The sequence below is a fragment of the Demequina sp. genome (assembly GCF_016278775.1).
GTDB lineage: Bacteria > Actinomycetota > Actinomycetes > Actinomycetales > Demequinaceae > Demequina.
Genome location: NZ_JADQBF010000013.1, coordinates 1 through 12321 on the forward strand (window position 1 = coordinate 1; position 12321 = coordinate 12321).

The window sequence follows — 12321 nt, forward strand, 5'->3', positions numbered from 1 at the left end:
CGACGCACCTTGGAAGGGACCCGCTAGTGCCCCGCCGCGACGATATCCACACCGTGATGGTGATCGGCTCCGGCCCGATCGTCATCGGCCAAGCCTGCGAGTTTGACTACTCGGGGACTCAGGCGTGCCGGGTGCTGAAGGCGGAGGGGCTGCGCGTCGTGTTGCTCAACTCGAACCCCGCCACGATCATGACGGACCCTGAGTTCGCCGACGCCACGTACGTCGAGCCGATCACCACAGAGGTCATCGAGCGGATCATCGAAAAGGAACGCCCCGACGCGCTACTGCCGACGCTTGGCGGCCAGACGGCGCTCAACGCGGCCATTTCGGCCGCGGAGGCGGGGATCCTCGACCGCTACAACGTCGAACTCATTGGCGCCAACCTCGAGGCCATCAACCTTGGGGAGAACCGCGAACTCTTCAAGGGAGTGGTGGAGCGTTGCGGTGCGGAGAGCGCCCGCTCGCACATCTGTCACACGATGGACGAGCTGATCGCGGCTGCGGAGGACCTCAAGTACCCCGTCGTGGTGCGCCCCTCCTTCACGATGGGCGGCCTGGGCTCGGGCTTCGCCTACGACGAGGAGGACCTGCGTCGCATCGGGGGCGCTGGCCTGCACTACTCACCGTCGACAGAGGTGTTGCTCGAGGAGTCGATCCTCGGGTGGAAGGAATACGAGCTCGAGCTCATGCGCGACAAGCACGACAACGTCGTGGTGGTCTGTTCGATCGAGAATGTCGATCCCGTTGGCGTGCACACAGGAGACTCGGTGACGGTGGCCCCCGCGCTCACCCTCACGGACCGCGAGTACCAGAAGCTCCGCGACGTGGGCATTGCTGTGATCCGCGAAGTCGGCGTCGACACCGGCGGCTGCAACATCCAGTTCGCGGTGCAGCCGGACACGGGGCGCATCATCGTGATCGAGATGAACCCGCGCGTGTCGCGTTCATCGGCGCTCGCTTCGAAGGCGACAGGCTTCCCGATCGCGAAGATTGCCGCCCGGTTGGCCATCGGGTACACGCTCGACGAGATCCCCAATGACATCACGGGTTCCACGCCCGCAAGCTTCGAGCCGACCCTCGACTACGTCGTCGTGAAGGTGCCGCGCTTTGCCTTCGAGAAGTTCCCTGCGGCGGACCCGGTGCTCACGACCACCATGAAGTCGGTGGGGGAGGCCATGAGCATCGGCCGCAACTTCACAGAGGCGCTCGGCAAGGCGATGCGGTCGATCGACAAGAAGGGACTGGTGTTTCACTGGGAAGGCGAGCCTCCCACTGGCGACACCCTCGACGCGTTGCTCGCGCAGTGCGCTATCCCCACGGAGCAACGGCTGATTCAGGTGCAACAGGCCCTGCGGGCGGCGATCGACGACCCAGCGGTGCTCGACCGCGTGTTCGAGGCGACGGGAATCGACCCGTGGTTCCTCGATCAGATTTTGCTCATGAATGAGATTGCGCTCGAGGTGACGGGCGCTCCGCGTCTCGACGGCGAGATACTGCGCCGCGCCAAGAGCCACGGCTTCTCTGACGTCCAACTGGCGAAACTGCGGCACATCGACGAGTCCGCCGTCGCCGCGGCAAGGGTCTCTGCCGGGGTGCTGCCCGTGTTCAAGACGGTAGATACGTGTGCCGCAGAGTTCGAGGCGCACACGCCATACCACTACAGCTCATACGACGACGAGAACGAGGTGCAGCCCCGCGAGCGCGAGGCCGTCCTCATCCTTGGATCCGGCCCCAACCGCATCGGCCAGGGAATCGAGTTCGACTACTCGTGCGTGCACGCGGCGCTCACGCTCAAGGACACGTACGAGACCATCATGATCAATTGCAACCCTGAGACGGTGTCGACGGACTATGACACGTCCGATCGCCTCTATTTCGAGCCACTCACGTTCGAGGACGTGATGGCGGTGTACGAGGCGGAGAGGGCCGCAGGTCCCATCAAGGGCATGCTGGTGCAATTGGGCGGCCAAACCCCGCTCAGCCTCGCTCAGCGGCTCGCAGACGCTGGTGTACCCATCCTGGGGACCTCGCCCGAAGCGATCGACAAGGCGGAGGACCGCCGCGAGTTTGGCGTCGTGCTCGAAACGGCAGGACTGCCAGCGCCCCAGTACGGCACGGCGCACGGCATCGACGAGGCCGTTGAAATTGCGGAGCGGATCGGATTCCCTGTGCTCGTGAGGCCGTCCTACGTCTTGGGCGGGCGCGGCATGGAGATCGTCTACTCGCGCGAGCAACTTTTGGACTACGGCACCCGCATGGCTGACGTGGGCGACCACGTCACGGACGCGCCGCTGCTCATTGACAAGTTTCTCGATGACGCCATTGAGATTGACGTGGACGCCCTGTTCGACGGCGAGCAGATGTTCTTGGGTGGAGTCATGGAGCACATCGAGGAGGCGGGGATCCACTCGGGTGACTCTGCGTGCGTGCTTCCTCCCGTCACCCTGTCGTCGGCGGACCTGGACCGCATTCGGGTGTCAACGGAAGCCCTCGCGCGAGGCATCGGCGTCCGCGGACTCATGAACGTGCAGTTCGCCCTCGCCAGCGACGTCCTGTACGTGCTCGAAGCGAACCCCAGGGCCTCGCGCACCGTCCCGTTCGTTGCCAAAGCCACCGGCGTCCCGATCGCCAAGGCGGCCGCACGCGTCATGTTGGGCGCCACCATCGCCGAACTGAAGGCGGAGGGACTGCTGCCTGAACTCGATGCGAGCGTCTACAACGACCACGCACGGATTGCCGTGAAGGAGGCGGTGCTGCCCTTCAAGCGCTTCCGTACACACGAGGGCTTGGCCGTCGACTCCGTGCTCGGGCCGGAGATGCGGTCGACCGGCGAAGTGATGGGCTTTGACAAGACCTTCCCGCTTGCTTTTGCGAAGTCCCAGGCTGGCGCGATTGGTGGTCTGCCCATGTCCGGCACCGTCTTCGTCTCGATGGCCGACCGCGACAAGCGCGCGATCACCTTTCCTGTGGCGCGCCTGCACCAACTGGGCTTCACGATTCTTGCCACAGAGGGAACGCGCCGGGTGCTGTTGCGCCACGGCATCCCCTCAGAAGTGGTGCGCAAGAAGTCTCAAGGCAGGGGACCTCACGGCGAGCCGACCATTGTCGACCTGATCAACGACGGGAAGATTGCGATGGTGGTCAACACCCCGTCTGGCGAGGGAGCTCGCGCGGACGGATACGAGATCCGGGCGGCTGCTACGGCCGGTGACGTGGCGATCATCACCACCACCCAGCAACTGGCGGCCGCAGTGCAGGCCATCGAGGCCCTTCAAGGAGGCCGATTCGAAGTGATGAGTTTGCAGGATGTGGCGCGCTCCTTAGCGCCGACGAGAACGCCCAGGTAGAGTGGCTCGTATTACATGACCAAGGACGGCGATGCAAGGAACGGAGGTCCCATGGCATTCGGCGCCAGGCTCGATGCGGCCATTCAGCAGTGGGGACCCCTGTGCGTGGGGATTGACCCCCACCCGGAGCTCCTTGCGCGATGGGGACTGACCGACACCGCAGAGTCGCTCGTGGCCTTCTCTGATGCGGTGCTCGAGGCGTCGGTGAGGTCCGTCGCCGCCGTGAAGCCAAATGCTGCGTTCTTTGAGCGCCACGGAGCCAGGGGAGTAGCCGCACTGGAGCACACTCTGGGGCGCGCCAAGGAACTGGACATTCTGACGATTCTTGACGTGAAGCGCGGAGACATCGGGTCGACGATGGAGGGCTACGCCGACGCGTATCTCGCCGCAGGCGTCCCGCTCGAAGCCGACGCCATCACGGTGTCCCCCTACCTGGGCTTCGGTTCTCTTCGGCCCGCCTTCGACCTAGCGGAACACACGGGGAAAGGCATCTTCGTGCTGGCGCTCACCTCAAACCCGGAGGGCGCATCCGTGCAACACGCGACGGACGCGAACGGAATCTCCGTGGCGCGGGCGATCGCAGAAGGTGCCGCCGAAATGAACGCAGGCGCCACCCCGATGGGTTCCATCGGTTTGGTGGTGGGAGCCACCGTTGGCGACGCCGTGCGCAGACTCGGCATCGATCTTGCCGCTGTCAACGGACCGCTTTTGTCCCCTGGGGTTGGTGCGCAAGGCGCCAGTCCCGCTGAGGTGGCCGACGTGTTCGGGCCAGTCCGATCGCGTGTGCTCGTCAGTCAATCACGGGGAATTTTGATGGCTGGACCATTTGTGGAAAAGCTAAGAGGCGCCATTCAGGCCGCCGCCGGTGCAGCCCAGTACGCTCTGGGCACGGTGGAGGCAGGCGAGTAACGCCGCGAGTCCCACGGCGTTTCAATAAGGAGGTCGCATGGCTACACCGGAACTCAGTGACGAGCAACGCGCACAGGCGCTCGTCAAGGCTACGGCGGTGCGCAGCGCGCGCCGCGTCTTCAAGGAGAACCTGTCCCAAGGTCAGATGACACTCAGCGTCGCGATTGCCCGCGCGAAGGCAGATGAAGCCCTCGCCGGCATTCGAGTGCACGACCTGTTGCAGTGCCTTCCCGGCATCGGCCCCAAACGAGCCTCCGGCGTGATGGAGGACATCGGTATCTCGCCTGCTCGCCGCGTGCGCGGGCTGGGGAGCCACCAAGTCGACGCCCTGGTGGCGCGCGAGCGCGGATGAGCCGACTCGTCGTCGTGGCCGGTCCCTCTGCAGTGGGCAAGGGCACCTTGGTCACAGCGCTCAAAGAGCGGATGCCGGACGTATGGGTATCGGTCTCGGCGACGACGCGGCCAGCGCGGCCAACGGAACGCGACGGCGTGCACTACTTCTTTGTGACGCCGGACGAGTTCAGCAGAATGGCCGAGCGCGGCCAGCTACTGGAGTGGGCGGTGGTTCACGGCACCCACCGTTACGGAACCCCAAGGGCCGCAGTGGAGGAGCGGCTGGCGCGCGACATCCCGGTGGTGTTGGAGATCGATTTGCAAGGCGCGAGGCAGGTCAAGGAGGCCATGCCGGAGGCACTCTTCGTGTTCGTGGCGCCGCCATCGTTCGAGGCGCTCGTCGAACGCCTCGAGATTCGCGGCACCGAGGACAATGAGGAAAGGGAGCGGCGTTTGGCCACTGCCCGCGAGGAGTTGGCGGCCGCAAGCGAGTTCGATGTGACGCTCGTGAACGACCGGTTGGACTACGCCGTGGCTGAGCTGCAGTCGATCGTGGCCGGGGCAGGCTAGGATAGATAGCGCTGTCTGCCTTCAGGCAGGCGCGAGCGAGGAGAGGATTGACGTTGTCTGGAACCGTTGCACACCCCGAGGGCATCACGAACCCGCCCATCGACGAGTTGCTTGCAAAGGTCGACTCGAAGTACGCGCTCGTGATCTACAGCTCCAAGCGTGCCCGCCAGATCAATGCGTACTACGAGGCGCTTGGCGAGGGCCACTTTGAGAACGTTGGCCCGCTGGTTGAGGCCGACTCCACCGACAAGCCGCTCTCGGTCGCTCTGCGTGAGATCAACAACGGCAGCCTTCTCGTGCTCGGCGAGACCGAGGTCTAGCCCGCGATGCGGGTGCTGCTGGGCGTTACCGGCGGCATTGCGGCGTACAAGGTTGCCTTGGTGGCACGCCGCCTCAAGGAGGACGGCCACTCCGTTCGGGTGGTGCCCACAGAGGCCTCCCTCAAATTTGTGGGCCGCGCCACGTGGGAGGCGCTGACGGGCGAGCCCGCCCGGTCGGACACCTTCGAGAACGTGCCCTCTGTCGAACACATCTCGCTCGGGCAACGCGCCGACATCGTCCTGGTGGCCCCTGCCACTGCCGATTTCCTGGCGTCGATGGTGTCTGGCGAGGCTCGCGACTTGCTCGGCAACGCCCTGCTGGCCACCCATGCCCCCGTTGTCGTGGCTCCGGCGATGCACACCGAGATGTGGCGCCACCCCGCCACCACGGCAAACGTCGCCACTCTGCTGGCGCGCGGTGTTCACGTGATCGAGCCAGCATCGGGCCGCCTCACCGGTTCCGACTCCGGCCCTGGCAGGCTTCCCGAGCCAGAGGACCTGGTGGCAGCGCTGTACGCCATCGCACAGAGCTCTCAACTCGATGTCGGCGCCTCCAACCCGGCGGAACACGGCTGGGGAGACCTTGGTGGTTGCCGCATCGTGATCTCGGCAGGCGGAACAAGGGAACCGGTTGACGCCGTCCGCTTCCTCGGCAATCGATCTTCCGGCCATCAGGGCTTTGCGTTGGCGGAGGCCGCCAGGGAGCGCGGCGCGGACGTCACCGTGGTGGCCGCCAACGTCGTGCTGCCGTTGGGGGAGGGCATCGCACGCATCGATGTGGAGACCTCCGCGCAGTTAGCCGATGCCATGGGTGGCATCGCTGGCGACGCCGACGTGGTCATCATGGCCGCCGCGGTGGCGGACTACCGTCCCGCCTCGGCCAGTACCACCAAGATCAAGAAGGACGGCAAGGCGCTCACACTCGAGTTGGTGGAGACGGAAGACATCCTCGCGTCACTCGTCACCTCGAAGAGGCCCGGCCAGGTGGTCGTCGGGTTCGCCGCAGAGACGGGCGACGACGCGGGCAGCGTCTTGGAGTACGGCCGTGCCAAGGCGCTGCAAAAGGGTGCTGACCTGCTGGTACTGAACGCCGTGGGCGAGACAGTCGGATTCGGCAATGTCCCCAACTCCGTCACGATTCTGGACGGGGCCGGTGACGTTGTTGCCACGGGCTCGGGGTCCAAGTTGGCGGTCGCCCACCTGGTGCTCGATCAGGCGGTGGCGCGCCTGAAGCGCTAGCAGTCGACGGCGTCTCGCAGCACGGCCCGAATGTCGGATGTGACAAGTATGCTGAACGCCATGTCGCTGCGCCTGTTTACGTCCGAGTCCGTGACCGAGGGACACCCGGACAAGGTGTGTGACCAGGTCTCAGACGCCATCCTGGACGAGATGCTGCGCCAGGACCCCAAGTCGCGAGTCGCGGTAGAGACGATGGTGACCACTGGTCTCGTCCACGTCGCAGGCGAGGTGACGACGGAGGCGTACGTGGATATCCCCTCGACGATCCGTCGGGTGGTCAGGGATATCGGCTACACCTCCTCGCGCGTGGGTTTCGACGCCGACTCTTGCGGCGTGTCCGTGTCCATTGGCGAGCAGAGTCCCGACATCTGGCTAGGCGTAGGGAACGCGACCGACACCGACCGCACTGAGTTGGGCGCGGGCGACCAAGGCCTCATGTTCGGCTATGCCTGCAAGGACACCGCAGAGTTGATGCCGCTGCCCATCGCGATCGCTCACGCGCTCACCGCGCGGCTGGCGAAGGTGCGTAAGGAAGAGATCATCGAGGGCCTGCGCCCAGACGGCAAGGCTCAGGTCACCATCGGATACGACGGCGACGTTCCCGTCTCTGTCGACACCGTCGTGGTGTCCACACAGCACCGAGAGGGAGCCCAAATTGACGCCCTCAGGGAGGCAGTCGAGGCTGAAGTCATCGGCCCCGTGCTCGCCCGGTATCAACTGGATGCCTCCGGACATCGCTCGCTCATCAACCCCACTGGTCGGTTCGAAATCGGCGGCCCCATGGGCGACGCGGGACTGACCGGGCGCAAAATCATCGTCGACACGTACGGCGGAATGGCGCGCCACGGGGGTGGCGCATTCTCAGGCAAGGATCCCTCGAAGGTGGATCGCTCGGCCGCGTACGCCATGAGATGGGTGGCCAAGAACATCGTTGCCGCCGGTCTCGCGGAGCGTTGCGAACTGCAGGTCGCCTATGCGATTGGTACAGCCTCGCCCGTTGGCTTGTATGTCGAGACCTTCGACACCCACACGGTCGACCCCGACCGCATCGTGAGGGCGGTGCGCGAGGTGTTCGACTTGCGCCCCTCGGCCCTCATCGCACAGCTTGACTTGCGCCGGCCGATCTTCCGCGCCACCGCAAGCTACGGCCACTTTGGGCGAGAGTTGCCAGACTTCACGTGGGAGCGCACGGACCGCGCCGACGCTCTCGCCGCGGCGGTCTAGTGTTAGCGCGGGTCGTCGTCGACAGCCCGCTGCCGCACCTGGACAGGCCCTTCGACTACGCGATCGGCGAGTCGCTCGAGGGCAGGGTGGGCGTGGGGAGCCGGGTGCGCGTTCCTTTTGCGGGCCGTCTGAGTTCCGCCGTGGTGGTCGGCATGTCCGAGGAGGAGTCTCCTCACGCTCTCAAGTCGATCAAGTCGGCGAGCGCCATACCTTCGTTCACCCAAGAGGCGCTTGATCTTGCCGGGGCGATTGCGCGTCGCTACGGGGGGTCGTTGTGGGACGTGTTGCGGCTCATGGCACCCGCGCGTGTGGCCTCCGTGGAGAAACTCGACTGGGAAGGCATGACCGTCTCAGGCCTGGACCTGGGGTTGGTTGCGGTGCTGGCGGAGCGCGCGGCTGCCGAAGGACTGCCAAAGGTGGCCGGGAGCCGAGCCGTCTGGGTCGCGCCGCCCGCTCTGTCTGCACCGATACCGGTGGAGACGGTCCTGGGTTGGGCGCTCGCCGCGATCGCGGATGGCGGCTCGGCCGTCGTCGTCGTTCCTGACGCCCGCGCAGCTCACGCTGTGGCGGAAGGTGCCGTCGCGTCGGGCTTACGCCGCTGGACCGCGCGGTCGGGAGGGGACTTCGCACTGCTGGACGCCGACGAGGGACCCTCGGTTCGGTTTGGCTCGTATGTCGCGGCGATGCGAGGGGTCGCCAGGCTCGTCATCGGCACCAGGTCCTCCGCTTGGCAACCCGTGCCCAGTCTCAAGGCCATGTGCGTGTGGGACGAGGGGTCGACCACCTTTGCCGAGCCCCGAGCGCCCTATCCGCATGCCCGGACAGTGGCCGCCATGCGAGCGCAAGAGACGGGGGCATCGCTCCTAGTGGGGGGTTACGCCTTGTCGGCCGATGCGGTCGCGTTGGTGGAGCACGGCTTTGCCAAGCGAGTGGGCACCGTGCAAGAACGGGACGCGCTGCCGCGCGTGGACGTGGTGGGGCCAGAACGCAGGGAACGCGAGGGGGGCCAGGGTCGTCACTGGATGCCCGGCTCGGTGTGGGGATCGCTCGTTGACTCGGCTCGCGAACGCGTCGCCGCCATCTTGGTGCCGCAGACCGGCTACGCAAGCGGACTCAGGTGTGCACGGTGCGCACAGTGGGCGGAGTGCGCCGAATGCGGCGGAGACCTGCAGCGCGCCTCTGGTGAAGGAGTGCCACGGTGTCGAGAGTGCGAAAGGGAGGCGCCGCAGTGGCACTGCCCCGAGTGCAGCGGCTACCGGCTGACGCCCGCTGGTCTTGGGGTGGAGCGGCTCGCGGCCCAGGTGGGACGCATGGCTGCCGACACGACCGTAGTGGTGTCTTCCTCCGGAACGGGCACCGTCGCTGACGGGACCGTCAGCTCAGGGTTCGTGGTCGCGACGCCCGCGGCGCTGCCAGCGGTGGCGGGAGGCTACGGACACCTTGCCATCGTGGGAGCACGGATCAACGTGGGCGAGGGTCTCGGCGCAGAGCACGCGACCGTGAGGCGATGGATGAACGCGGCTGCGCTCGTGGCGCCCCGCTCCGCAGGCGGCGTCGTCAGCGTGGTGGGCGATCTCCCAGAGTCGGTGCGGCGAGCCCTGGTGACGTGGGACGGCTGGGACATTGGCGCTGGGGACCTGGCACAACGCCAGCAACTCGGCCTACCGCCGCACCGCAGGGCCGCGCGTCTGGAAGGACCCCCTGAGGCGATCGACGCTTTCGCTGCGGCGGCAGAAAACCTGACCTTCGACCTCTCTCGCGATGCCGAGGGCGCCTGGGTGCTCGCCAGTAGGGGGGCGATGCCGGGCGTGGTCTCGGTCGCGCGGGCCATCGCCGTCGAACGCTCCGCAGTCTCCGCGGCGCCCCTGTTCGTGCGAGTAGATGCGGTGCCTGGTAGCTAGCGGGCACCTACGATGGAGCCCATGCGCCTCATCTTTGCCGGAACGCCAGACGTCGCGCTGCCCTCCCTTCAAGCGCTCGTGGACGCGGGCCACCAGATCGTGCTCGTCGTGACTCAGCCAGACGCGCGCGGCAAGCGGGGACGTGCACTCCACCCCAGCCCAGTGAAGGTGAGGGCTCAAGAACTGGGTCTCGCGGTGGCGACGCCAGAGAAGGCCTCCGACCCTGCGTTTGTTGACCATGTGCGCTCGCTCGAAGCCGACGCCGCAGCCGTCGTTGCCTACGGGCAGATCCTGCGCCCTGCGCTGCTCGAGGCGACGCGGCTCGGCTGGGTGAATCTCCACTTCTCGGTGTTGCCCGCATGGCGCGGCGCGGCGCCAGTGCAGAGGGCCATTCAGGCCGGAGACGATGTCACGGGCGCCTCGACGTTCCTGATCGAGGCGGGCCTGGACACGGGCCCCGTGATTGGCCAAGCGACCGAACGCATCCGCCCCACGGATACCGCTGGTGACCTCCTGGCGCGGCTGGCCGAGGTGGGCGCACCGCTTCTCAAGGACTCTCTCGAGGCGCTCGACGGGGGGTACGCGGCGCCGATGCCACAGACGGAAGACGGCGTAAGCCATGCGGCCAAACTCACCCGCGAGGACGCCTCAATCAGGTGGGACTTGCCCGCCCTCGTTGTCGACCGCGCCATCAGGGCGTGCACACCGGCTCCTGGCGCATGGACGACGCTTCCCGACGGGTCCACGGCCAAGGTGGGTCCGGTGACGCTCGAAGACGGGCCGGGGACGACCCCTGGCCTACTGCGAGGCGACGGCGACGGCGTCACCGTAGGCACCGGAACCTCTCCAGTGAGGCTGAGTTGGATCCAGCCAGCAGGCAAGAGCGCGATGGACGCGAGCGATTGGTGGCGAGGAGCCCGGTGGGGCGAATCGGCGCAATTGGGCGAGGCATGAACGACCCTGCGCGGCGCGCCGCTCTCGACTGCGTGCTCGCCGTCGAGGTCGACGGCGCCTACGCAAACTTGGTGATGCCCGCAATCCTCCGCCAGGCGCGGCTAGGCGGACGGGAGGCGGCGTTTGCGACGGAGTTGGCATATGGCACGCTCCGGATGAGCGGACTCTATGACGCGGTCATCGCCCACGCCGCGAACCGCAGGCCAGACTCGCTTGAGGTGCCCGTGCGGGCGATCCTGTGGCTCGGGGCCCACCAGGCCCTGTCGATGAGCACCGCACCGCACGCGGCGGTATCAGAGACGGTCGACCTTGCGAAGGATTCCGGGGCCGGCCGAGCCAGCGGGCTCGTCAACGCGGTCATGCGCAGGATCGTGGAGAGGGACCGTGAGGCGTGGCTCGCTGTGGTGGCATCGGGAAATGGCCGGGCTGCGGTGGCCACGAGGCACTCTCATCCGGAGTGGATCGTCGCTGAGCTGGAACGATCACTTGCCGCGAGGGGCCGTTCAGGCGAGATCGAGTCGCTCCTGGCGGCCCACAACGTGCCGGCCGCCGTCACACTCGCGGCGCGGCCAGGGCTGACCGACCGCGATGCATTGGCTCAAGCGACAGGGGGAGATCGGACCACTCTGTCGCCGTATGGGGTCGCCCTCCACGGTGGCTCACCGCGTGGGATCGCCGACGTCGAGGCCGGACTTGCGGGAGTGCAGGACGAGGGCAGCCAGGTGGTCGCTGCCGCGCTGGCTTCGGAGCGTGCCAGGGCCTTCACGGCGGGGGAGCGCTGGCTCGACGCGTGTGCTGGCCCTGGTGGCAAGACGGCGCTGCTTGGCGCGCTGGCGGCGGGTCGCGGCGCACATCTCGACGCGGTCGAGCTACACGAGCATCGCGTGCGCCTGGTGGAGCAGAACGTGCGCGCCCTGCCCGGCGGCACTGTGGATGTCTTCACCGGCGACTCGACCACGTGGAACGGCGGACCGTACGACCGCATCCTGATCGATGCCCCCTGCACCGGAATCGGCGCCTTGAGACGGCGCCCGGAATCGCGGTGGCGGCGTTCAGCCGAGGTTCTCGGCGAGCTCACCTCGCTCCAGGCCGCGCTGGTGGGCCACGCGGCAGAGATCCTCGCACCTGGTGGCGTCATCGCGTACGTCACGTGTTCGCCAGTGGTGGCAGAGACCACGGACATCGTCGCCGCGTCCGGACTGCAGCTGCTTGACGCTCGCGCGGCGGTCGCGGAGGTGACCGGCACCGAGAACGACGCGTGGGGCACCGGACCAGATGTACAGATGTGGACGCACGTCCACGGCACTGACTCGATGTATCTGGCGCTATTGGTTCATGCCTAGACCCCGGGGAGCGGGGGCGTGGGGAGGGGTTCCGCAAACTCGAGGGGCGGGGCGTGGGTGGAAAGTCGCGTGGCCCGACCAAAGCGTTTGAGTTTGCGGTCGCAAACGCCCAAGAGTGGACCGCCGGGCCGCTAGGGTGGTGGAGATGGAACGGGGGAGATTCTTACCGAGTAGTGGAGGA

General features: G+C 66.8%; 10 protein-coding genes. All 10 read left to right on the forward strand.

Annotated elements, in window-relative coordinates; all coding sequences use genetic code 11:
* Nucleotides 1-26 precede the first annotated feature (26 nt).
* The 10 genes from carB to QZZ33_RS02130 are packed head-to-tail and all read left to right on the forward strand — an operon-like array spanning nucleotide 27 to nucleotide 12140.
* Nucleotides 27-3347 (forward strand): carbamoyl-phosphate synthase large subunit, encoded by a 3321-nt coding sequence (gene carB / locus QZZ33_RS02085; protein WP_291377818.1) that lies wholly within the window; start codon nucleotides 27-29, stop codon nucleotides 3345-3347.
* A gap of 51 nt (nucleotides 3348-3398) precedes the next feature.
* The gene (gene pyrF, locus QZZ33_RS02090; RefSeq protein WP_291377819.1) at nucleotides 3399-4256 is read left to right on the forward strand and encodes an orotidine-5'-phosphate decarboxylase; all 858 of its coding nucleotides are present in this window, start codon (nucleotides 3399-3401) and stop codon (nucleotides 4254-4256) included.
* Nucleotides 4257-4293: 37 nt separating this feature from the next.
* Complete coding sequence (gene mihF / locus QZZ33_RS02095; RefSeq protein ID WP_291377820.1) at nucleotides 4294-4608, forward strand: integration host factor, actinobacterial type; 315 nt, start codon at nucleotides 4294-4296, stop codon at nucleotides 4606-4608.
* Nucleotides 4605-5159 (forward strand): guanylate kinase, encoded by a 555-nt coding sequence (gene gmk / locus QZZ33_RS02100; RefSeq protein ID WP_291377821.1) that lies wholly within the window; start codon nucleotides 4605-4607, stop codon nucleotides 5157-5159. Before mihF ends, gmk begins: the two co-directional genes overlap by 4 nt.
* 53 nt (nucleotides 5160-5212) lie before the next feature.
* A complete protein-coding gene (gene rpoZ / locus QZZ33_RS02105; protein ID WP_291377822.1) occupies nucleotides 5213-5479 on the forward strand; it encodes a DNA-directed RNA polymerase subunit omega in 267 nt (88 codons plus the stop codon).
* Nucleotides 5480-5485: 6 nt separating this feature from the next.
* Nucleotides 5486-6718, forward strand: a complete 1233-nt coding sequence (gene coaBC / locus QZZ33_RS02110; RefSeq protein ID WP_291377823.1) for a bifunctional phosphopantothenoylcysteine decarboxylase/phosphopantothenate--cysteine ligase CoaBC — start codon at nucleotides 5486-5488, stop codon at nucleotides 6716-6718.
* A gap of 48 nt (nucleotides 6719-6766) precedes the next feature.
* Nucleotides 6767-7942 carry a methionine adenosyltransferase gene (gene metK, locus QZZ33_RS02115; RefSeq protein WP_291377824.1) on the forward strand — a complete coding sequence of 392 codons (1176 nt, stop codon included), beginning with the start codon at nucleotides 6767-6769 and terminating at the stop codon, nucleotides 7940-7942.
* The gene (locus QZZ33_RS02120; protein WP_291377825.1) at nucleotides 7942-9843 is read left to right on the forward strand and encodes a hypothetical protein; all 1902 of its coding nucleotides are present in this window, start codon (nucleotides 7942-7944) and stop codon (nucleotides 9841-9843) included. The genes metK and QZZ33_RS02120 overlap by 1 nt, the downstream gene beginning before the upstream one ends.
* A 21-nt stretch (nucleotides 9844-9864) precedes the next feature.
* On the forward strand, nucleotides 9865-10797 hold the full coding sequence (gene fmt / locus QZZ33_RS02125; protein WP_291377826.1) for a methionyl-tRNA formyltransferase: 933 nt from the start codon (nucleotides 9865-9867) through the stop codon (nucleotides 10795-10797).
* Nucleotides 10794-12140 carry a transcription antitermination factor NusB gene (locus QZZ33_RS02130; RefSeq protein ID WP_291377827.1) on the forward strand — a complete coding sequence of 449 codons (1347 nt, stop codon included), beginning with the start codon at nucleotides 10794-10796 and terminating at the stop codon, nucleotides 12138-12140. Before fmt ends, QZZ33_RS02130 begins: the two co-directional genes overlap by 4 nt.
* Nucleotides 12141-12321: the final 181 nt, after the last annotated feature.

Coding starts and splice junctions, on each gene's coding strand:
- pyrF (WP_291377819.1), top strand. CDS start 3,399: ATGGCATTCGGCGCCAGGCTCGATGCGGCCATTCAGCAGTGGGGACCC.
- mihF (WP_291377820.1), top strand. CDS start 4,294: ATGGCTACACCGGAACTCAGTGACGAGCAACGCGCACAGGCGCTCGTC.
- gmk (WP_291377821.1), top strand. CDS start 4,605: ATGAGCCGACTCGTCGTCGTGGCCGGTCCCTCTGCAGTGGGCAAGGGC.
- coaBC (WP_291377823.1), top strand. CDS start 5,486: ATGCGGGTGCTGCTGGGCGTTACCGGCGGCATTGCGGCGTACAAGGTT.
- metK (WP_291377824.1), top strand. CDS start 6,767: ATGCTGAACGCCATGTCGCTGCGCCTGTTTACGTCCGAGTCCGTGACC.
- fmt (WP_291377826.1), top strand. CDS start 9,865: ATGCGCCTCATCTTTGCCGGAACGCCAGACGTCGCGCTGCCCTCCCTT.
- QZZ33_RS02130 (WP_291377827.1), top strand. CDS start 10,794: ATGAACGACCCTGCGCGGCGCGCCGCTCTCGACTGCGTGCTCGCCGTC.